The sequence below is a fragment of the Bacillus massilinigeriensis genome, assembly GCF_900111815.1.
Lineage (GTDB): Bacteria > Bacillota > Bacilli > Bacillales > Cytobacillaceae > Mesobacillus_C > Mesobacillus_C mediterraneensis.
Genome location: NZ_LT630004.1, coordinates 1,520,518 through 1,540,812, shown reverse-complemented (window position 1 = coordinate 1,540,812; position 20,295 = coordinate 1,520,518). Strand labels below are relative to the sequence as shown.

The window sequence follows — 20,295 nt, the reverse complement described above, 5'->3', positions numbered from 1 at the left end:
TGTTAATAATGTCTAAATATGATGTAAATTACTTTCCAATATTTTTCAAGTATTGTATTCTGTATAAAACAAGTTTTTCTATTGATGTATGAATTAGGAGGAAGAGATGACTGTAAAGGTTTCAATAATTATTGCTGCATATAATACGAGCAAATACATAAAAAAGTGCATTGATTCGATTCTAAAACAAACTTATGAGAATTTTGAAGTAATTATTGTTGACGACTGTTCGACCGACAATACAATGGAGATTATTAAAGGATATCAGGATTCACGAATTAAAGCATTTATCAATGAAGAGAATAAAGGGCCATCCTTTTCGAGAAACAGGGCCATCAGCTTATCAGTGGGAGAGTATATTGCAATTCTGGACAGCGATGACTGGTGGGCACCTGAAAGATTGAAAGAGATGCTAGATTTTCTTGAATGTAAGAATGCGGATATTGTCTTCGATAATCTGCTTTATATCCGGGAGGCCGAGGAGGCTCCTTGGCAGACTTATTATGAATTTAAAAACTTGTCTATCAATGAACCGACAAAAGTAACAACGGAAAAGTTCATTACATGGGATCTCGGTATTTTGAAAGCCGTTTTTAAAAAGGAAATACTGCTGCAGTATCACTTACAATACGAGGAAAATGTGAAGTACGGAGAAGACTTTATTTTTTATTTGGAGATATTGCTGAAAGGCGGACAGGCATGGCTTATGCCACAAGGTTTTTATTATTATTTGACGAGAGAAGGATCTTTGGTAACCCATATGGCTGCTCTGGCAAAACAATGCGCTGATTCCGCACAGGAAATAATCGGTAAATATAATGATGAGTTGAATGTAGATGTGAAAAATGCTTTGGAAGAACGCAAGGCTGCGTTTACACGGATTGCTGACTATTATGAAACAGATAGGTGGATTAGGGATCGAAAATTGGGTAAGGCAATCAATAAAATGTTAATGAATCCGTATTTATTAAAAATGGTGATAACCATCAGGTTAAGGAAAATGAAGCATAAAATATTTAATCAGTAAAGCTGCTCTTATTTTTTATCAATATACGGCATGATTCCTCAGTTATTGGGGAATCATGTATATATTCAATTAATGGGAGGTACCAAAATGGAAAAGCTAGAAGCAGGAGAAATATTTACAGTCAGTGATGACCATAATGAGGATCAGGAAGTAGAGGTTTTAGCAGTCTTATCAATCGATGGGACGGACTATGCGGCGGTAAGCTTTGTGGAAGATTTACTCCAAGCTGATGATCAAGATATAGACGTTTTTTTTCTGAAAATGGATGAAGAGAATGATCTTGCAGCAATAGAGTCGGAGGAAGAGTTTAATAAAGTGTCGAGAGCATTCGCGGAAATGGTGGAAGAAGAATAAAATTACTGAAAAGCAGTCCTTTTTGCAGGGGCTGTTTTTTGAAAAAAGCCCCGTCATTTAAATAGGGTCTATGCATATAATGCAGTTGACTTTATTTAAATGGGGGAATGATTCCTTGAGATGGGTAATTCTAGTTTTGCTGCTCATGATGCTTGGCCTAGTTTCTTGGTTAGCTATTTCGCTTGGAAAAGCAGAAAAGGCGTCAAGCAGTACCAGAGAAAAATATATAAAAGTGGAATTTACAGTTACAGAGGTACGTGCAAACAGATATTATGCAAAGTCACGTAATGGGAAGGGGATTGTGATAAAAAAAGAGCATCTTGAAGAAGGAGTAAGACTGAAGGTAGACGATACAGTAATTGCTTTTTTTCAGATAGTAGCCGTGTAGACGGGCTAGTAAAAATCGAAGTGCCAGATTAGCAGGAAAAAAGCTAATAACGTCGAATAGCTTCTATAATTAAGGAGCTGAATAATTTGGATACTGTTATTCTAATAACTTTTAAGATTCCTGGTTTTGATGCAATACCAACCCAAATTGCTTCCGTGTACGAACCATCTAAGGAACAAATCATGGAAAAGCTCGTTAATCTTGCTAAAGACTTTCAAATTGAAGGAACTATTCGTTTCAAGAAGCTTCTTCAGGAGAAAGGCCAAAAAATGTACATTTATTTTATCGACGACCATAAATGCGTCGTGTTTGTCGAAAAGCTTGAAAAAGTGATAGAGTTTTAGAAGAAGGAAGATAAGTTTCTTGTGCAATAATTCTCTTATATTTCGTTTTATCCCTCTCTTTTACCTCCGTTTTAGGTCTTGTGACCGGGGAGAATGGAAGGATGCGCTTTCTGTTCTTTTTGCTTACAATAGTAATTTGGAGGGATTGCAATGGTGAAAAGACTGATCATCCTTCTCTCTCTGCTTGGAGTTTTATTCTTGCTCGTTGAGTACAATGGTTCTAAGCCAGCAGTCGGTATACCTGTAGAGGAAGAGAAAGATGGATCAACAAAATATATTACAAAAGAATATACCATTTCAAAAATTGAAGGGACAACCTACCTAGGAAAAGCAAATGATGGAACAGGTATCTCTTTTAACGGCAATGTTATTATACCCGGTAATAATATTGAGAAAAATGATAAAGTAATCTGCTACTTTGAAAAAGGTAATGCCGGACGTGGAATAGTGAAGGTAGAAGAGAAGACGGAAAAATAGTGGTGCAGCATCTAATGATGCTGTATTTTTTTTTGAACTTACCTCAGTTGCGATTAAGATATAAACGTAAAGGGAATAAAGATAGTACACCTTAATGGGAGGGATTTCATTGGCAAAGATAAAAAAAGAAAATAATGAATTTATCATCATAAAGGAAGATGGGGATAAAGTAGGATATATTCAGTATGAAGAGGATAAAAATACTATGACGATTACCCATACGATTGTTGAGGAAAATGAGAGGGGAAAAGGTTACGCAGGACTACTTGTGAAGGAAGCAGCAGAATATGCAAGAGAAACCGGAAAAAAGATTAACCCAGTATGTTCCTATGCTGACGAATACTTAAGAAGGCGACAAGAGTATCAAGATCTCCTTGCTTAAGCCTTATAGCGTTTTAGGAGAGCTTTGAGAATACAAATGGAAAAGGAAGGCTGTCCAGAAGCGCTGCTTTTGGCAGCTTTTTTTCTTTTATGTTAATTTCAAGTTAATTTCCTTACTTCACTGAAGATTTTATGCTATACTCTTCTCTATTGGATTTCTTAGGGTCACGAAATACTTCCTGGCTAAGCGCATTATTTAGTATAGAGGAGATGAGCTTTATGAAAAGTCAGCCTAAATTATGGACCGGGAATTTTATCAGTGTTTCAGGTACTAATTTCTTTCTGTTCATGACATTTTATTTTCTACTTGTTACGCTTCCCATATACGTCGTTAATGATCTTGCAGGCAATAAGTCGGAAGCAGGGTTGATGACGACGATTTTTCTTTTTTCGGCCATCTTAATTAGACCTTTCGCAGGGCGCTGGATTGAAGGATATGGAAACCGCAAGATCCTTATTTTATCTTTGCTTCTATTTCTTGGAGCAACACTACTATATTTCGTTGTTTCAAGCATCTCCGCATTGTTGGCGGTTCGCTTTTTGCATGGAATAGGATTCGGAATGGCTACCACTTGCACCGGTTCAATCGTTGCTGACATTATACCTGACTCAAGAAGGGGAGAGGGCATGGGCTATTTCGTTCTTTCATCCACACTCGCAATGGTTATTGGCCCATTCCTTGGACTTACTGCTATGCAGGAATGGGATGTCAGTACAATGCTTGATTTAGCATCAATTTCTGCACTCGCTTGTTTGTTTACTGGTCTTCTAATCAAATCCAAGAAAAAACAAGACAGAATTGAATACGTTTCAACTACTTTTTCTTGGAAAGATTTATTTGAGACTTCAGCTGTTCCTATAGCTATTACCGGAAGCCTCTTTGCACTGGCTTATTCGTCCATACTGTCTTTCGTATCTGTTTACGCGGGGGAACTTGGACTTGGCAGCATTTCGAGTTACTTTTTTGTTGTCTATGCAGTTGTATTGTTGATATCCCGTCCTTTTACGGGAAAATGTTATGATTTGTATGGCCAAAATGTAATTGTTTATCCAGCTATTTTGCTTTTTTCAATCGGCATGGTATTGCTTGGGATGGCAGATTCCATCATTCTCTTCCTTCTTGCTGCAGCTTTTGCGGGATTAGGATGGGGGACCCTTTTTCCAACTTACCAAACAATTGCCATTCAATCTGCCCCGCCAAAACGAAAGGCGATGGCTACGGCTACATTCTTATCCATTTTCGATATTGGAATAGGCTTAGGTTCCTACCTTGTCGGTGCAGCAGCATCGATCATCAGCTTTAGACAGCTATATCTTATTGGTGCAGCTTATATCCTCTTCTGCGGTACTGCCATTTATCATTTTCTTTCAGGTAAAAAATTTCATCAAGGTCACAAAAGGGAAAAAGGAATCGCCCTTTAAACCAACATTATCCTCATTTTAATAAAAGTGTAAGGTTGAAGACGCTGATTCCTAAGAATATTGAAAAAGACCCGCTACGGACGGGTCTTTTTCTGTTCTAGAGCAATCTAGCTGTGTACTCTTCCACCATTTCTTTCGTTACAAACTTCCTTTCTGGTGTAAAACGTAGACCAATATTATTTATTTCGGCTGTAACCCTGTTTATATTATCAGTGCTGAATAATTTTCCATCCTTACAAAGAGAGACTGCTTCACTGATATATTTTTCCCTCATTTGATCTAGTTCAAGAAATCGGTTGTATTTTTCATTTTGCTTCTTGGCATGCTGTGCTAGTGCTTTATGGACATCCATATATTCTTCCTCCAAATTCGTGTTATAAAAAATCATACCATAGAAATTAACAACAAAGTTCATAAACAAACTATATGGAGGGAAAAATAAATGAAGCAGGAGGTGAAATCCTGCAGGAAAATCCAGGTATTTTAGTGGCGATGAAATTGTGAACAGGCTTGTCGGCTTTCCGGAGAATTTGCTTTCTGTACATGCTGGGCCAATTCTTATCAGGCTGAATAAATCCAAATAGCAGGGAGGTGTTCATCTTGGCAAAAGACATACAAGGACAAGAGAACCTTAAAATGGCAGGGCAGTGTTATAACGGAGAAGCTGGCGATGAAAAAGGAACATTTTCAAAGGGACTAAAAGTAACACATGAACAGGTTAGCGATGCTTATACAGAGGGAGAAATCAGGCCAGTGATAGATGATGCAAATGGTCATGATATCCCTGTGAAAAGAAAAGACTACAAGTAAGCCAATAATGAAAGATTTTTTATGATGCGTTGTCTCAGACAGGGAATAATAGAAATGCTTTCTTCAAGAAGTATTCTACGGTTCCAGTGCATTAAGTTTGCAAAATAATTAATGCTTGCTTATTTCACCCGCGCTTCCCATTGATGAGTATGACTTGCTAGAGGAGGAAAATATATGTCTCATGGTGGAGAATTTCAAACAAATGGAGAGCAGTATAAAATGCCAAAAGCGCTTCGGAAAAGAAAGGATTTTCACTATCGGGTTGGTTATACTGCAAGTACGGGGAATGAAACGAATGGAAAAGCCGAGCCAGGAAAGCGAACAGATCTATAATAAAGAAGAAGCTGCAACCGTTGCAGCTTCTTCTTTATTATTGTTGGTGCAGGTTCATTGCAGTCCGAGCTGCTTGTAAGTCAACATTTAACTGTTCCTTTAAATTATCAGGATGATAATAGCCTTTCTCCACCATATAGTTTGAAATTCTTTCATGCGTCTCCACAGCATCATTCAAATACTGTTTCAATGCCTCTCTTACTTCAGGAGTGGAAGCTTCCGTTACAGCAACTGCAAGGTTTTTGACACCTGTTTTTGCCGAAAGTAAAAAATCCGTTGCAATTACCTGATCAGTCATAGCACCCATTCCGCTGGAATTCTGCATGTTTTCATTCATTGATTCTCTCCCCTGTTCGTCATGAATTCTTGGATGCGTTGCAATTGGTCACGCGTCATGCTAACATCTTCCTGCAAAATACTTTTTAGCTCAGGATCCTTTGCAATGCCGCCCATCATAGTAGCCTTCGTCAAACAAACGTTTTTAAAAGTCAAAAGTTCATGCAGTTCATAGGTTTCATGTGGTGCAAGATAATGTGTGTTGTCCATCGGTATCCTCCTCGTTTTTTGTAAGCACACATGTAATATGATGTCCAATATTCATTGCATTATGAAATAAATTTTATTGAAACAGGTTAAACATCAACATAAAAATTCTGCAAGCTGTAAACTGCCGAATAAGTGTATTTCCCTGCTCTTCAATAATTGCAGCTTTCCTATTTTCTTTTGCAGCTTCTAACACTATAACGACAGGATAGTATGAAGGTGTGAGTTTATCCCTAGTTTATGTATTTAAAATGTTTTAAATATTAGTATAAAATATCCTTTCTCAGAACAAAGGGATTTACTATAATTCTCTTTAACGTGAACACTTTTGATAGAAACATACATAACTTCACGTTAATGATACTAATCTAGTAAAGGATGGGTGATTTGAGTTGAAAACAACTTCCAAAGTAATTGCTTCACTTTTGGCAGCGTCATTGGCATTTGGATCTGCTGGTTATGCAGCGGAAAAAGTGGATACCGGAAAATCTGAGAGTTCACAAGACCGGAAAATTGTCGCTAGGGTAGAAGCTGAAAGGGCAATTGGACATGTTAAGTATTTATCTGAAATCATTGGTACAAGGCCAGGGGGATTGGATGGAGAACATAATGCTGCTGCTTATGTTGCCAAGACTCTTAAAAGTTACGGATATGACGTCGAATATCAATACTTCCCTGTTGCAGATCAATTCATTGCGAATGTAAGATTGGCGGACGGAAAGGTATGGGAGATGGGAGCAGCTCCAAACGGGTCCATCAGTGAGAAGAGTGTAAAAGGGGAAATTATCTTTGTACCTGAAGGAAAAAATGCAAAAGATTTTAGTAATGCTGCAGGAAAAATAGTATTGATGCCAAGAGGAGCAACAGTTTCGGACTACCGTGCACAAGTGAAGTTGGCAGAAGAAGCTGGTGCCAAGGGTGTTATCTTGCAAAGTCTTATTGGAGGGAGAGGGAATTACGGACAAGCCTTCAATCCGAATCTTTCTCAGAAGGTTGGAATTCCTGTCTATGGTGCTTCCTATATTCACGGTCAATGGCTGAAGGAGGAAATAGCAAAAGGAAATAAGGAAGTTGCTCTGACTGCCAAACATTATTCTAACTTACAATCCGTGAACGTGATTGCTACGAAACAAGCAAAAACCAAATCTCATGAAACGAAAGAAGTCATTCTTGGTGCTCACCATGATAGTGTTGTTGGTGCTCCAGGCGCAAACGACAATGCCTCCGGTATAGGATTAATGTTGGAGCTCGCAAGGGTGTATAAAGGATACAATACGGATAAAGACTTGAAGTTTATTTCCTTTGGTTCCGAGGAACGTGGTTTGCTTGGTTCTACACATTATGTGGATCAGCTTAGCAAGGAAGAAAAGAAGAATATTGAAGCTGTGTTTGTACCAGATATGGTAGCAACAAATTACGATAAGGCAAAAAATCTTTATGCCATGACAGTGGATGGCAGCAGGAATACTGTTACGGAATCCACGATGTCAGCAGGTGCAAGGCTTGGAAATTCTGACATCCTTCCTGGAACGTTCGGGTCTAGTGACCATGTTCCATTTCATCGGGCAGGAATACCTGCAGCGCTATTCATCTGGATGGGTGTTGATAGTTGGGAGCCTCTTGTCTATCATATTGAGAAAGTCTACCATACACCGCAGGATACAATTGCCGATAATGTTTCCCCTGAAAGGATGCAATCTGCCCTTGACATTATTGGCTCCGGTTTATTTGACGTCGTACGAAAAGATGTCCCTCCAGTTAAATAAAGTTTTCGAAAACAGCCTGTGACAAACTCTCAGGCTGTTTTGTTTATTGTGTATAGAGCAGTGTAATTCTTGGCAATAATTATGAAAGGTGGTGATATAATTGAGAAACCAAGAGGAATATCGGACAGCCCGACTATCACAACAAGCATTAGACAGGGTGCAATCGCTTGAATCTAGGCTACAAGAAGAAGGAGAAAAGGAAATCATCCTTATAGCGTATGAAAAGGATAAGCAATAAAAGTGCCGCAAAGAAGCGGTACTTTTCCTTATCAGACTGCTTTTTAGTGTCATGTCATTACTTCCTCTATTTACTAGAAGGTTGTCTAAAGGTTGAGTATTCGATAAAAAACTAGCCATTAACGAAAATCCTTCGTGTATAATAATGGAGTGAGTGGAAAACTCCATATCAAAAGAACAGGTGTCTATGAATAATCTCATAGGCTGAAAAGGGAAGTTGGTGCAATTCCAATGCGGTCCCGCCACTGTAAAAGGTAGCTTAGGCAAAACGCCACTGTACATAATGTATGGGAAGGCGCCAGAAGCAATGACCTTGAGCCAGGAGACCTGCCAGTTCTTAGTGCACAACAACCTACGAGGATAGGGGGTGTTTGGAAGGCTTGCAATTTTTGTGCATTCCAATACAAACATCTCCATAATGCAGGAGGTGTTTTTACTTTTTTCAATAGTTTTTACAACATACTAGGAGGAACAACAGGTGAAAAAATTCTATCCACTATTGATTACAATGCTATTCATTACGGTATTCATAATATCCGGCTGCAGCGGCAACAGCGCTGGCGAGAAAGAAAACAAGCAAGCAAAAGGCAATGAATCTTTTCCAGTTACGATTGTAGATGGGGTTAATAAAAAAGTAACGATAGAGTCTAAGCCTCAAAAAATAGTGTCCCTGATTCCAAGCAATACCGAAATAGCTTTTTCCCTTGGATTGAATAAACAGATTGTAGGGGTTTCCAACTTTGATAATTATCCTGAAGAAGTAAAGAAAAAAACAAAGATAGGCGAAAGGGATTTTAATGTAGAAAAGATTGTCTCTTTAAAACCAGATCTTGTCCTTGCACATGCTTCAGGAGCACATAATGCAAAAGAAGGGCTCAACCAGCTGCGCGATGCGGGTATAACTGTTTTGATTGTCAATGAAGCGGAAAACTTCGATACAGTATATGAATCCATCGAAATGATTGGGAAAGCAACGGGTACATACAATAAGGCAAAGAAAATCACTGCTGATATGAAAGATAGACTTCAAGAAATAGAGAAAAAGGCACAATCTATTGATAAAAGTGAAGTCAAAAAGGTATTCATCGAAGTTTCACCGGCGCCGAATATTGTTGCTGCGGGCAAGAAAACTTTCATTGATGACATGCTTGGATTAATACAGGCTAAAAATGCGGTAGAAGCGAATGGGTGGCCGAAAATAGATCCTGAAGCAGTAATAGAAAGCAATCCAGATACGATTATCACAACATATGGATATGATACATCCGATCCCATCAAGAACGTGACAAGCCGTTCAGGATGGCAGGATATAAATGCTGTTAAGAATAAGGCTGTAGCGGATGTCCATTCGGACAAAGTGGCTCGTCCCGGTCCAAGACTTGTTGAAGGAGTAGAGGAGCTTGCGAAAGCGGTTTACCCTGAAGTTTTTAAGTAATGGAGCTGGTCCCTACTTCCTCGCTGTAATATTTCTCGTCGCTTCGATGCTCTTCGCATTATCAATTGGTACTGTCTCGATTCCGATAAGTGATATCCTTTTCATTATTGGCAGGGAAGTTCTTCATCTCCCTGTAGACACAACTGCATATAGCATGAACGCGAACATCATCATGAATATAAGGCTGCCAAGAGTAATCTTGGCAGGCCTTGTTGGTGCAAGTCTTGCCATTGCCGGCGCAGCATTCCAAGGATTATTGCGCAACCCACTTGCCGACCCATATACGCTTGGTGTTTCATCAGGAGCATCGGTTGGTGCTGTCCTTACGCTATTCTTCGGTATTAGCATACCTAGGGCGGGCGGATTCACGCTTCCAGTCATGGGTGTAGTTTTTGCTTTTATCACCATTATGTTAGTGCTCCTGTTTGTCAGGGCTGTTGATCCCGCTATGAAAGTAGAATCTATCATCCTTACCGGAATTATCTTTAGTTCTTTTCTTGGAGCGGTCATTTCTCTATTCATAGCGCTGACGGGCGATGAACTCAGAGCGATTATCGGATGGCTTATGGGCAGCGTTTCGATGAGAGGGTGGAATTATATCAGTCTCTTATTGCCGTTTTTTCTGTTTGGATCACTGTTGCTGCTCTTAAATGGAAGAGAATTAAATGCATTGTCTTTAGGAGAAGAAAGGGCACACCATCTTGGCGTCAATACTAGAAGCAGGAAGCTAGTCATCCTTATTGGCGGATCTATTTTGACAGGAGCCGCTGTTTCGGTGTCGGGCACAATTGGTTTTGTTGGACTAGTTATCCCGCATTTAACTAGAATGCTTTGGGGACCAGATCATAAACACCTTCTTCCGCTTTCCATCCTAACAGGAGGCGGCTTCCTTATACTCGCTGATTTGGCTGCGAGGATGGTAGCTTCCCCGGTAGAACTGCCAATTGGTGTGATCACAAGCGTTGTTGGTGCACCAGTCTTTGCTGCTATTCTGATGAAAAAACAAAGAGAAAGAAGAGGAATGAAGCATGCTTAAAGTAGATAGGCTGGCCGGCGGTTACACGAGTGGTAATGTTGTGGAGAACATTTCGTTCAAGGTCCAAAAAGGGGAGTTCTTCGGCATATTAGGGCCAAATGGCAGTGGGAAAACCACTTTGCTGAAAATGTTGACAGGTGTCCTTCCTTTTTCAGCAGGTGAAGTGCGTTACAATGAAAAATCCATTAAGGATTATTCGCCGAAGGAATTGGCAAGAACAGTTGCCATCCTACCGCAGCTTTCTTCCCAAAATTTTTCTTACACTGTGAGGGAAATAGTGACGCTTGGTCGTTATGCCCATCAAAGAGGTTTGTTTCCCCAGATTTCAGCAGAAGAGAAAGAATATATAGAAAAAGTAATGGAAAAGACGGGAGTACAGCGCTTCCGAAATCAGTCCATCCATAGCCTTTCAGGGGGAGAGCAGCAGCGCGTTTTCCTTGCCCAAGCACTTGCCCAGAAGGCAGAATTTCTCCTTTTGGATGAGCCAACCAACCATTTGGATTTATCGTTTCAAATCAGTCTTCTTGATTCTTTGAAGCACTGGACGAAAGAGCAGGGATTGACGGTTATATCTATCTTTCATGATTTGAATTTAGCTGGATTATATTGTGATCGTCTCTTACTCCTCGAACAAGGAAAAGTAAGAATGATTGGTTTGCCGAATGAGGTGCTGAAGGAGGAAGTCATTTCTTCCGTCTATCAGACGCACGTGAAAAAGCAGTCTCACCCTGCAGTGCCGGCTCCGCAGCTAGCTTTGGTCCCCGATAAGCGGCATGCAGCTCAAGGTGTAATAGAAACCAATATGCTGCAAATTGCACGAAATCATATTCTTGTTAAGTCCCCATTCCCATTGAAAACTCTGGCATCTGGAGTTATTGGTGCGGGAAACGGCTGGTTCAAAAATTTTTTAAACAGACATGTTGATAAAAATTATGCTTGTATGGATCATAAGAATGATATGAAAGATTACATACGTTCCTCTGGTTTGGAAGTATCCGAAACAATCGGGATGATGACTGCAGTCATTTTGGAAGATGAATGTCACTGTTTTTATGAAAATGATGGTTTTTCCGTGCTGATTGTTGTTACAGCGGGGGTTGGCAATAGTGTCGATGCAGCAAGGAGTTACTGCCATTCTGGGGAAATGAAACCGGGTACGATCAATATATGGATATTTGTTAATGGTACGCTGTCAGATGAAGCCTTTATCCAAACCATTATGACGGCAACAGAAGCAAAGTCAAAAGCAATGGCAGATTTAGATGTAATCGATCAAATTACAGGGACGATTGCCACGGGGACTTCGACTGACAGCATCATGGTCGCGGCAACCCAACAGGGTGAATTTTTACAATATGCAGGTCCTATTGCTCCTCTAGGTAGAGTAATTGGACAAGGAGTGTATGAAATGACATCGGCAGCAATCAGAAAAAGCAGAAGGAGGCATAACCGATGATACTCCATCATTTGATTGCCTTGACAATCGCTGTCATCCTCGATTCTATTATTGGCGATCCGCCCAATCTTCCCCATCCTGTCAAATGGATGGGTTCCCTTATTATAAAGCTCGATAACCTGCTGAATAAAGGAACCTTTAAAAAGCAAAAAGGTATCATCATGTTATTTGTTGTCCTTGTTGTAGTCTGGGGAATCTCTTATTTCATCATTACTATCAGCTACTCTTTCCATCTCGTTGCGGGCATCATGGTGGAAAGTCTTTTTATCACAACAGCCATTGCCCAGAAAAGCCTGAAAATTTCTTCATTAGAGGTTTATAAGCCTATGGCATGCGGCGATGTTGAAAATGCACGAAAAAAGCTTTCTTATATCGTTGGCCGTGATACCGATCAGCTTCAAGAATCGGAAATTGTCAGAGGTACCATCGAGACGATTGCGGAGAATACAAGCGATGGAATTACCGCACCATTGTTTTGGGCATTGCTCGGTGGAGCACCACTTGCAATGGTATACAGGGCAATCAATACTTGTGACTCGATGGTTGGCTACAAAAATCAAAAATACGCTGAATTTGGCTGGGCGTCTGCAAAGCTCGATGATGTTGTTAACTTCATTCCAAGCAGAATGACAGCACTTGCCATGATGCTGTCTTCAAAGCCCGTAACAGGAACAAGACGGAAGGCATGGAGAATTGTTCTTCGGGATGCAAAAAAACACCCAAGCCCAAACAGCGGCTGGGGCGAAGCGGCTGTTGCTTCTCTCCTTGGAATCCGCCTAGGCGGAACCAATTATTATAAAGGAATCAAATCTGACAGAGCGACGATGGGTGACCCCACTTTCATCATGGAAAAAGGGCATATCCTGAAAGCGAACGGGATTGTCTCGAGAACGGTACCGATATTCGTCATTATTTTATGGTTAGGAGGACTGCTGATTGAACTTGCCGCCACATGGAGCTAATCCGTTAACACTATATGAAACTGTTGGGATGAAGCCTCCCGTAGTCATGAAAGATTTCAGTGCGAATATTAATCCCCTTGGACCACCGGCTGTATTGCAAGAAAACTGGTCATCCTTTTATGATTCCATTCTAGAATACCCTGACCCTAAGGCGAATAGATTAAAAACCTTCATTGCTGAAAGAGAAGGTTTGGAACCAGGGCAAGTTCTTGTTGGAAATGGCGGTGCTGAATTAATCTCATTGATTGGAAGGCTGCTTGCAGGAAAAAAAGCTGTGATTGTCCAACCAGCTTTCTCGGAATATGAAGCTGCCTGCCGTGCGAATTCTTGTCAGGTTGAGCATTACTTTATGAAGCAAGAACCATGGGGGCTAGAAATTGAAGGGTTAAAGGAAAAAATAAGATATAACGACGCATTGTTTCTTTGCAATCCCAATAATCCGACTGGTATGCATTTTTCAGCTGAACTAGTGATGCAACTGATGGAAGAATGCAGGAGAAATAATTGCCTCTTTATTATTGATGAAGCTTTCTACGATTTTCTGGAAGCTTATGAGTCACTTGTTCCAGCAATGAAGAATAATCCGAATATCATCCTTCTTCGTTCTATGACTAAGATATTTGCAATTCCTGGGATTCGACTCGGCTATCTCCTTGCAGATTCGAGAATAATAGAATCTATCGCTTCCTATCAGCCGCATTGGAGTGTCAATGCAATTGCACAACATGCTGGAATGCTTTGCCTGGAAAATAGCTCTCATGTACAGCTTACAGTTGATTATATTTCAGCTGAGCGGAAACGCCTTTTCTCTTTCTATCAGAAAAACGGCCTGATATTTTCACCATCGAGTATCAATTTCTATCTTTTAAGGGACCCTTCTGAAGAAAACAAGGAGTCTTTATTTCATTATTTGATGGGTGCAGGATTAGTACCGAGGCATACTGTGAACTTTCCCGGCTTAGATGGACGTTGGCTGCGTTTTGCTATTAAAAGAGAAGAGGACAATACAGAGCTGATGGAAAGGATAGAAAAATGGTGGAATCGAACAATTTGATTCTAGTTACAGGTGGAGTAAGGAGCGGAAAAAGTTCCTTTGCTGAAAAAATTGCAACAAGGCACGCATTACAGTTGGAAGAAAGCAGACTACATTATATCGCACCAGGAAAACGAACCGACCTGGAGATGGAGCGGAGGATAGAGCACCACCAGGAAACCAGAAGAAAAAGCGGATTTCATTGGAGAACGTGGGAAGAGTATCGGCTTGACCGACTACAATACTCATTTACGGAAAAGGATATTGTCCTGCTTGATTGCCTCACTACGCTTGTCAATGAAGCGTTTTTTCAACAAGAGAAGAATTGGGATGACGCTGAATTTCAAAAGGAACTGATAGCCAGGGTAGCAAATAGTATTAAAAATCTGTCCAGCAAGGTTGGTGGGCTTGTCATCGTAAGCAATGACATTTTTCATGAGCCGGTTTTGGATAATCGCCTTGTCCTTCAATATACAAGAACACTTGGTAGTTTGCATCAACAGTTAGCGCGGATTGCTCAACAAGTTTATTTTGTGGAATTTGGCATGCCGCTATTTCTGAAAGGAGAAGAAGTGGAATGAAAGGGATTATGATTGTTGGAACAGGATCTGATGTAGGGAAAAGCCTGATTGCTACTGCGATTTGCCGGGCTTTATCTAATGAAGGTGTGCGAGTAGCGCCATTTAAGTCACAGAACATGTCCAATAATTCCTATGTGACAGTCGATGGGAAAGAGATTGGCCGTGCACAAGGAATCCAAGCAGAGGCAGCAAGAACGGAAGCGACAGTTTGGATGAATCCCATTCTATTAAAGCCTCGGTCTGATAGCCAGTCTGAAGTAGTTTTTCTAGGAAAAGCAATTCAGACGCTTTCTGGAAGAGGTTACCGCCATTCTTTTTATAAAAAGGGAATCGATGTAATAGGGAAAGCACTGGCAAGGCTTACAGAGGAATATGACGTTATTGTCATGGAAGGTGCGGGAAGCCCTGTAGAAATTAATTTAAAAGACCGTGAATTGGTCAATATGAAGGTAGCGGAAATGGCTGATGTCCCTGTCATTCTCGTCGCAGATATCGACCGAGGCGGGGTTTTCGCAAGTATCGTCGGTACCCTTTCCCTGCTGGAAGAGACGGAACGATCAAGAGTTAGAGGATTAATTATTAACAAATTTCGTGGTGATCTGTCTCTTTTCGAAGATGGCATCAACTGGCTGGAAGAGAATACAGGAATTCCGGTGCTGGGCGTATTGCCTTACATGGAAGGACACGGAATTGACGGGGAGGATTCCCTTTCCATTCCTCCTGCAAAGGAAAATAGCAATGGTGACCATATAGAAATCGTCATTATCAAGCCTCCATACATATCAAATTACACAGACTTTGAACCGTTTTATCAAGAAAGTGATGTCTCTATCCGCTGGGTAAGCAAATTAGAGGAAATGGGAGAACCAGATGCTGTCATCCTTCCTGGCACGAAAAGCACATTAAACGATTTAATATTCTTAAATGATTCGGGGATTAGCGATTGGTTGAAGAAATTTCATGAGCGGAGCGGCTTTATTACAGGCATTTGCGGGGGCTATCAAATGCTAGGAACGTTGCTGAAGGATCCAGACGGTACAGATACTGGAACACCGGGCGCCATCTTAGAAGGACTTGGAATCATACCTTGCCAAACTACTTTCTCAAAGGAAAAGAAAACGGTGCGTGCAACGGGATACCTTCATAATGCCGCCGGTTTTGGAAACATTGCTATGGATGGTTATGAAATCCACCTTGGAGAAACAGTATACAGTGAAGGAGACTCCTCGCCATTTTTAATCCTATCCGGCAAGGAAGAAGGCTATTGCTGTGATGGGGGCAGGGTGATTGGCACATATCTTCACCACCTTTTCCATAATGATCAATGGCGCACAGCATGGCTGAATATCCTGCGAGTAAACAAAGGGCTACAAGAAAAGCAAATGGAGCCTTGGAATGAACAAAAAGAACAGCGGTACAATGATTTGGCTGCAGGTATGAAAGAACACTTGGATTGGGAAAGATTGAAAGGCATTATCGAGCATTGGAGTTACAGATGTGAAGATGCTTAAAGGGTTTCTCGTTGGGATTCAATTTTTCACAAGCATTCCTGTTCCGTTCGAGCTGCCGATGGATCGTGTTACCTTAAATAAAGCAATGAAGTTATTTCCGATTGTTGGTCTATTGCTTGGCGGGATTTTCTCCGGTCTTCTCTATTCGCTGATATCTTATAGTTTCTTATCATCCTTGGCTGTTTCTTTTATTGTTTGGCTGTTGTGGATTTTGCTGACAGGAGGAATTCACTTAGATGGCTGGATTGATTGCAGCGATGCTTTCTTCTCCTACCGTGATCGGGAAAAGCGGCTTGAAATCATGAAAGATCCACGTACAGGTGCATTTGGCGTATTATCCGTAATTGTGCTCCTTGCAGCGAAGTTTTTATTTATTTATGAAATCGTTACAATGATACGTCCAGAGAGTTATATATTGATTGCATTTATCCCTCTTTGCAGCCGCATGGTAATGGGGGTGCTGATGATTACGGTTCCTTCTGCCAAAAAAGACGGACTTGGAGAGATGTTTAAAAAAGCATCAGGAAATGACACTTTCGTTATATATACGTTTTATGCAGTACTTTTTGCTTTCCTGATGTTATCACAGGATCTTTTGGCAGGAGCACTCGCTTTTATTATCATAAGTTTGGCAATGATTCTGTTTTTAAACAGGAAAGTAAAGAAATGGTTCGGTGGTATTACAGGTGACGTTCTTGGAGCGACAGTAGAGGGGAGCGAATTGATCTTATGGATGACACTGTGGTTATTGCATTATTCCGTCACGGGATGACTGAAGCAAATAAGAGACAAGCCTATCTTGGTTGGACGGATTCGCAGCTTATAGACACAGAATGGTCCCTTTGTGGAAAAGAATACGATCTTATTTTCACTAGCGATCTCGGAAGATGTATGAAAACAGCTGAAAAACTCTTCCCAGAACAAAGAAAGATAAAATGTCGCGGATACAGAGAGCTTAGCTTTGGAGATTGGGAATGCAAAACTTATGAAGAACTGAAATCCTTCCAGGAATATCGCAGTTGGGTTGCGAACCCATACTCAAATCAGCCACCAGGCGGTGAATCTTTTCAAGACTTCACTTCAAGAATCGAAAACGCTTGGCGTGATTCTATCGAGCGAATTTTAGAGGAAGAAAAAAGCTCCGCAGCCATTGTTACTCATGGGGGCGTTATCCGTTATCTGCTTTCTAAGTATGCATCTGAGAGCAAGGATTTTTGGGACTGGCTAATTCCTTACGGCAAAGGGTATGAATTGGTTTGGAACAGGTCGGCGCTAAGGAGGGGTGAAAGATGCATTTTGTTACAGGAGGCTGTTTCAACGGCAAAGGACAATGGGTGAAATCCTTTTATCAATTTACAGAGGAAAATTGTATCTGGGTATCTGCCTATAAGGGAGAGAAATTACTAGATTCGACTGGTTTTTTGAATCATGATGCTATTGTATTAGTTGGGATAGAGTTATGGCTTAGAAAATGGAGCATGGTTAACCCGCATCATGCAAGAGAGCGATGGAAGAACTATCTACACTCCCTACTAGAGTGGGAAAAAAGTAATCACAATAGAAAAGCAGTAGTCATTGCAAGCGATATAACAAAAGGAATTGTCCCTGCATCCAAAGAGGATAGAAACTGGCGCGACGCAGCAGGGTGGGTATATCAGGAAACAGTTGCGAAATCTGAGAGAACGGACCTCATTATGTACGGGTTAAACAAGAGGATTAAATAGGAGGTATGATCATGAGATTATATACAAGAACAGGAGATACAGGGAAAACGAGCATCATTGGGGGACGTGTTGATAAGGATAATATTAGAGTAGAAGCCTATGGAACGGTAGATGAAGTAAACTGTTTTGTCGGTCAAGCGCTTTCTCAGCTAAATCCTGAGTTGTTTCCCGATATCCTAAAGGATTTAGAAAAGATTCAGCACGAGCTTTTTGACTGTGGCGGGGACTTAGCCAATGTTTCGAAAAGCAGACCGCTTAAACTAGGGAAAGAAGCTGTGACTGCACTGGAAGCTAGAATTGATACATTGATAGAAGAAGCTCCCGAATTGGAACGGTTTATCCTTCCAGGCGGTACGCCAGCAGCTGCTTCCATTCATCTTGCCAGAACGGTAACAAGGAGAGCGGAAAGGCTTGTTGTATCCTTGATGAAAGAAGACGCTGATATGCCTCTTACTTCCTTGCATTTTCTTAATCGTCTATCAGATTACTTTTTTGCTTTGGCAAGAGTCATTAACTTCAGGATGCATGTGAAGGATGTAGAATATTGCAGAAGCGGCAAAGTATTCAGAGGAGGGAAGAGGAAAGATGACAAACAAGAATCTTAGGCGATTAATCCTTATTTCCTTGTTTTCCGCACTTTCTGTAATTGGGGGATTCATTAAGGTTCCTTCACCTGTTGGTAGTATTGCACTTGATTCTTTTCCGGCACTTCTCGCAGCCGCTATTCTCGGCCCACTGGCAGGAACGGCTGTTGGAGGAATTGGCCACCTTTTATCGGCTCTTTCCGGAGGGATGGTAATGGGACCTTTTCATTACTTAATTGCACTCGAAATGGCGCTTCTCTGTGCTCTTTTTTCGTTTCTGTATCGGAAAGGAAGACATTGGTTCGCCGGGACCGTATTTCTTTTAGGGAATTCCATTGTGGCACCTTTCCCTTTTTATTTTCTGTTAGGAACGAATATGTATAAAGGGCTTGTCCCTTATCTTTTCATCGCATCATTGCTGAACACTGTATTCGCGCTAGTTATTATTCCAAGGCTATCGAGAGTACTGGCTTCGAAGAAAGGAGCAGGCGATGAGAGATGTACTGATTGTTCCGTTTAACGAAGGTAACAGCATTGTGATCGGCAGTGACAACAGTGGAGGTATTGGATTAAAACCGAATGATGAAGTGAGAGTTCCATACGAGGTTCTCGGTTATTATTCATTAAGAGTAGCGGCTATGGAAGTCATCGCTGCTGGAGGGATACCATTTGCAGTTACGCTTCATAATTTCTGTGGCGAAACAGCATGGGAGGCAGTATGCCAAGGGGTGAATAAAGGACTGAATGAACTTAAAATGAAAAATGTAAGAATAACAGGAAGTAGTGAAAGTAATTTTTCACTATATCAATCCGCACTCTCTATTAATGTTCTAGGAGAAATGACAGCAAATGATTCGGCAGATATAGAATACGACAAAGATTTAAGGATCGCTGTCATTGGGACTCCCCTTGTTGGAGAGAAGGTAACAGAGCGAAAGGAAGAGGTAGTCCCGCTGTATTTGTTTAAAAAAATCACATCGTTGAAGGGGGTTGTCACCCTTCCTGTTGGTTCAAAGGGAATATTATCGGAGCTCAATAGCTTGTTTTCGAACAGGAACTTTCACGAGTCTGAAGTCAGCTGTGAGCACAATCTTCACCAGTCTGCGGGTCCTTCAACTTGCTTTTTGGCAGTCTATCATCAAGATTTAGAGGAAGAGATGAAAAAAATGGCTGGAACATTCTTTCATAGTGTTTCAGTGAAGGGGTGAAAGTGGTGCATTGTTATTTTGTCAGACATGGGGAAACTGTATGGAATACTGAAAAACGCTCACAAGGGAGATTGGATTCTCCTTTGACAGAAAAGGGTCGCTCTGACGCTGCTGCGTTAAGGGAACGATTGAAAGAGGTTCATTTTGAAAAAGCTTTTTCTTCACCTAGCGAAAGGACGTTGGAAAGTGCAGCGATTATTGCTGAAGGGAGAGATCTGCCTTTTACAACAGATGAACGCCTGATGGAAATAGACTTGAGAGACTGGCAGGGTATGACGGATGAAGAAGTCAGAGAGTGCTATCCATCGTTTCACCATCATTATTATAACCAGCCGGAACTTTATGACGGAGGTTCTGGAGAAAGCTTTCTAGATGTGATGGCAAGGCTGGATGCTTTTTTGAATGAGCTTTCACATTCGAGCTATACGGGGAATGTTCTTATTATCACTCATGGTATCGTAATCAAAACGCTATATCTCCTTTGCCGCAATTTACCGGTAGATCGAATCTGGGATCCTCCGTTTATTCATGGAACATCACTAACCATCATGGAACTGGATAAAGGCAAAAGGGAGCTTGTGCTCGAAGGTTGCATGGCTCATGCTTTTGAGTGAAGCAACAGGAAAAAAGGCGCTTTTTGCGTCTTTTACTATATATTATATTTTCACGAATTCCATTGTTAT

28 protein-coding genes and 1 riboswitch are annotated in these 20,295 nt (G+C 41.0%); of the genes, 25 read left to right on the top strand and 3 right to left on the bottom strand.

Annotated elements, in window-relative coordinates:
- Positions 1 to 106: 106 nt before the first annotated feature.
- From BQ5796_RS08065 to BQ5796_RS08035, 7 genes are all read left to right on the top strand, one after another.
- A complete protein-coding gene (locus tag BQ5796_RS08065; protein WP_071459768.1) occupies positions 107 to 1,027 on the top strand; it encodes a glycosyltransferase family 2 protein in 921 nt (306 codons plus the stop codon).
- 87 nt (positions 1,028 to 1,114) lie between these two features.
- Positions 1,115 to 1,381 (top strand): DUF1292 domain-containing protein, encoded by a 267-nt coding sequence (locus BQ5796_RS08060; RefSeq protein WP_071459767.1) that lies wholly within the window; start codon positions 1,115 to 1,117, stop codon positions 1,379 to 1,381.
- A 115-nt stretch (positions 1,382 to 1,496) separates the two neighbouring features.
- Positions 1,497 to 1,769: a hypothetical protein gene (locus tag BQ5796_RS08055; protein WP_071459766.1), complete on the top strand. Its 273-nt coding sequence runs from the start codon at positions 1,497 to 1,499 to the stop codon at positions 1,767 to 1,769.
- 86 nt (positions 1,770 to 1,855) lie between these two features.
- Positions 1,856 to 2,113 (top strand): hypothetical protein, encoded by a 258-nt coding sequence (locus BQ5796_RS08050; RefSeq protein ID WP_071459765.1) that lies wholly within the window; start codon positions 1,856 to 1,858, stop codon positions 2,111 to 2,113.
- Between the two features lie 150 nt (positions 2,114 to 2,263).
- Positions 2,264 to 2,590, top strand: coding sequence for a hypothetical protein (locus BQ5796_RS08045; RefSeq protein WP_071459764.1), 327 nt, complete (start codon positions 2,264 to 2,266; stop codon positions 2,588 to 2,590).
- Between the two features lie 109 nt (positions 2,591 to 2,699).
- Positions 2,700 to 2,972 (top strand): GNAT family N-acetyltransferase, encoded by a 273-nt coding sequence (locus BQ5796_RS08040; RefSeq protein ID WP_159430991.1) that lies wholly within the window; start codon positions 2,700 to 2,702, stop codon positions 2,970 to 2,972.
- A 218-nt stretch (positions 2,973 to 3,190) separates the two neighbouring features.
- Complete coding sequence (locus BQ5796_RS08035; protein WP_071459762.1) at positions 3,191 to 4,393, top strand: MFS transporter; 1,203 nt, start codon at positions 3,191 to 3,193, stop codon at positions 4,391 to 4,393.
- A 97-nt stretch (positions 4,394 to 4,490) separates the two neighbouring features.
- Here the strand turns inward: BQ5796_RS08035 and BQ5796_RS08030 are convergent, their stop codons facing one another.
- Positions 4,491 to 4,745 (bottom strand): DUF2533 family protein, encoded by a 255-nt coding sequence (locus BQ5796_RS08030; protein ID WP_071461205.1) that lies wholly within the window; start codon positions 4,743 to 4,745, stop codon positions 4,491 to 4,493.
- 248 nt (positions 4,746 to 4,993) lie between these two features.
- Here BQ5796_RS08030 and BQ5796_RS08025 point away from each other — a divergent pair, with 248 nt between their 5' ends.
- Together BQ5796_RS08025 and BQ5796_RS18275 are read left to right on the top strand one after the other, a co-directional pair.
- Positions 4,994 to 5,203 carry a YozQ family protein gene (locus tag BQ5796_RS08025; RefSeq protein WP_071459761.1) on the top strand — a complete coding sequence of 70 codons (210 nt, stop codon included), beginning with the start codon at positions 4,994 to 4,996 and terminating at the stop codon, positions 5,201 to 5,203.
- A gap of 174 nt (positions 5,204 to 5,377) precedes the next feature.
- The gene (locus BQ5796_RS18275) at positions 5,378 to 5,536 is read left to right on the top strand and encodes a hypothetical protein (RefSeq protein WP_200792870.1); all 159 of its coding nucleotides are present in this window, start codon (positions 5,378 to 5,380) and stop codon (positions 5,534 to 5,536) included.
- Positions 5,537 to 5,573: 37 nt separating this feature from the next.
- On the opposite strand, the gene BQ5796_RS08020 is transcribed toward BQ5796_RS18275, so the two are convergent.
- Both BQ5796_RS08020 and BQ5796_RS08015 read right to left on the bottom strand, forming a co-directional pair.
- Positions 5,574 to 5,873, bottom strand: coding sequence for a spore coat protein (locus BQ5796_RS08020; RefSeq protein WP_071459760.1), 300 nt, complete (start codon positions 5,871 to 5,873; stop codon positions 5,574 to 5,576).
- On the bottom strand, positions 5,870 to 6,082 hold the full coding sequence (locus tag BQ5796_RS08015) for a hypothetical protein (RefSeq protein WP_071459759.1): 213 nt from the start codon (positions 6,080 to 6,082) through the stop codon (positions 5,870 to 5,872). Before BQ5796_RS08015 ends, BQ5796_RS08020 begins: the two co-directional genes overlap by 4 nt.
- A gap of 389 nt (positions 6,083 to 6,471) precedes the next feature.
- Here BQ5796_RS08015 and BQ5796_RS08010 point away from each other — a divergent pair, with 389 nt between their 5' ends.
- The 16 genes from BQ5796_RS08010 to BQ5796_RS07940 all read left to right on the top strand — a co-directional run bounded on the left by BQ5796_RS08010 (position 6,472) and on the right by BQ5796_RS07940 (position 20,226).
- Complete coding sequence (locus tag BQ5796_RS08010; protein WP_071459758.1) at positions 6,472 to 7,845, top strand: M28 family peptidase; 1,374 nt, start codon at positions 6,472 to 6,474, stop codon at positions 7,843 to 7,845.
- 100 nt (positions 7,846 to 7,945) lie between these two features.
- Entirely contained in the window at positions 7,946 to 8,083 is a 138-nt protein-coding gene (locus BQ5796_RS18110; protein ID WP_159430990.1) for a hypothetical protein, read from the top strand.
- A 161-nt stretch (positions 8,084 to 8,244) separates the two neighbouring features.
- A riboswitch (cobalamin riboswitch) is annotated at positions 8,245 to 8,431 on the top strand.
- A gap of 129 nt (positions 8,432 to 8,560) precedes the next feature.
- Positions 8,561 to 9,517 carry an ABC transporter substrate-binding protein gene (locus BQ5796_RS08005; RefSeq protein ID WP_071459757.1) on the top strand — a complete coding sequence of 319 codons (957 nt, stop codon included), beginning with the start codon at positions 8,561 to 8,563 and terminating at the stop codon, positions 9,515 to 9,517.
- Positions 9,483 to 10,553 (top strand): FecCD family ABC transporter permease, encoded by a 1,071-nt coding sequence (locus BQ5796_RS08000; RefSeq protein ID WP_071459756.1) that lies wholly within the window; start codon positions 9,483 to 9,485, stop codon positions 10,551 to 10,553. Before BQ5796_RS08005 ends, BQ5796_RS08000 begins: the two co-directional genes overlap by 35 nt.
- Positions 10,546 to 12,009 (top strand): adenosylcobinamide amidohydrolase, encoded by a 1,464-nt coding sequence (locus BQ5796_RS07995; RefSeq protein ID WP_071459755.1) that lies wholly within the window; start codon positions 10,546 to 10,548, stop codon positions 12,007 to 12,009. The genes BQ5796_RS08000 and BQ5796_RS07995 overlap by 8 nt, the downstream gene beginning before the upstream one ends.
- Complete coding sequence (gene cbiB / locus BQ5796_RS07990; protein ID WP_071459754.1) at positions 12,006 to 12,971, top strand: adenosylcobinamide-phosphate synthase CbiB; 966 nt, start codon at positions 12,006 to 12,008, stop codon at positions 12,969 to 12,971. Before BQ5796_RS07995 ends, cbiB begins: the two co-directional genes overlap by 4 nt.
- Positions 12,946 to 14,025: a threonine-phosphate decarboxylase CobD gene (cobD, locus tag BQ5796_RS07985; protein ID WP_074033931.1), complete on the top strand. Its 1,080-nt coding sequence runs from the start codon at positions 12,946 to 12,948 to the stop codon at positions 14,023 to 14,025. Before cbiB ends, cobD begins: the two co-directional genes overlap by 26 nt.
- Complete coding sequence (locus BQ5796_RS07980) at positions 14,004 to 14,585, top strand: bifunctional adenosylcobinamide kinase/adenosylcobinamide-phosphate guanylyltransferase (RefSeq protein WP_071459753.1); 582 nt, start codon at positions 14,004 to 14,006, stop codon at positions 14,583 to 14,585. The genes cobD and BQ5796_RS07980 overlap by 22 nt, the downstream gene beginning before the upstream one ends.
- Positions 14,582 to 16,096, top strand: a complete 1,515-nt coding sequence (locus BQ5796_RS07975; protein ID WP_071459752.1) for a cobyric acid synthase — start codon at positions 14,582 to 14,584, stop codon at positions 16,094 to 16,096. Before BQ5796_RS07980 ends, BQ5796_RS07975 begins: the two co-directional genes overlap by 4 nt.
- A complete protein-coding gene (cobS, locus tag BQ5796_RS07970) occupies positions 16,089 to 16,868 on the top strand; it encodes an adenosylcobinamide-GDP ribazoletransferase (protein WP_071461203.1) in 780 nt (259 codons plus the stop codon). The genes BQ5796_RS07975 and cobS overlap by 8 nt, the downstream gene beginning before the upstream one ends.
- Positions 16,826 to 17,434: a histidine phosphatase family protein gene (locus tag BQ5796_RS07965; protein ID WP_071459751.1), complete on the top strand. Its 609-nt coding sequence runs from the start codon at positions 16,826 to 16,828 to the stop codon at positions 17,432 to 17,434. Before cobS ends, BQ5796_RS07965 begins: the two co-directional genes overlap by 43 nt.
- Entirely contained in the window at positions 17,386 to 17,820 is a 435-nt protein-coding gene (locus tag BQ5796_RS07960) for a bifunctional adenosylcobinamide kinase/adenosylcobinamide-phosphate guanylyltransferase (protein WP_071459750.1), read from the top strand. The genes BQ5796_RS07965 and BQ5796_RS07960 overlap by 49 nt, the downstream gene beginning before the upstream one ends.
- Positions 17,821 to 17,831: 11 nt before the next feature.
- On the top strand, positions 17,832 to 18,425 hold the full coding sequence (locus tag BQ5796_RS07955) for a cob(I)yrinic acid a,c-diamide adenosyltransferase (protein WP_071459749.1): 594 nt from the start codon (positions 17,832 to 17,834) through the stop codon (positions 18,423 to 18,425).
- On the top strand, positions 18,406 to 18,924 hold the full coding sequence (locus BQ5796_RS07950; RefSeq protein WP_071459748.1) for an ECF transporter S component: 519 nt from the start codon (positions 18,406 to 18,408) through the stop codon (positions 18,922 to 18,924). Before BQ5796_RS07955 ends, BQ5796_RS07950 begins: the two co-directional genes overlap by 20 nt.
- Entirely contained in the window at positions 18,896 to 19,612 is a 717-nt protein-coding gene (locus BQ5796_RS07945) for an ATP-binding protein (RefSeq protein WP_071459747.1), read from the top strand. The genes BQ5796_RS07950 and BQ5796_RS07945 overlap by 29 nt, the downstream gene beginning before the upstream one ends.
- A complete protein-coding gene (locus tag BQ5796_RS07940) occupies positions 19,609 to 20,226 on the top strand; it encodes a histidine phosphatase family protein (protein WP_346190283.1) in 618 nt (205 codons plus the stop codon). The genes BQ5796_RS07945 and BQ5796_RS07940 overlap by 4 nt, the downstream gene beginning before the upstream one ends.
- Positions 20,227 to 20,295: the final 69 nt, after the last annotated feature.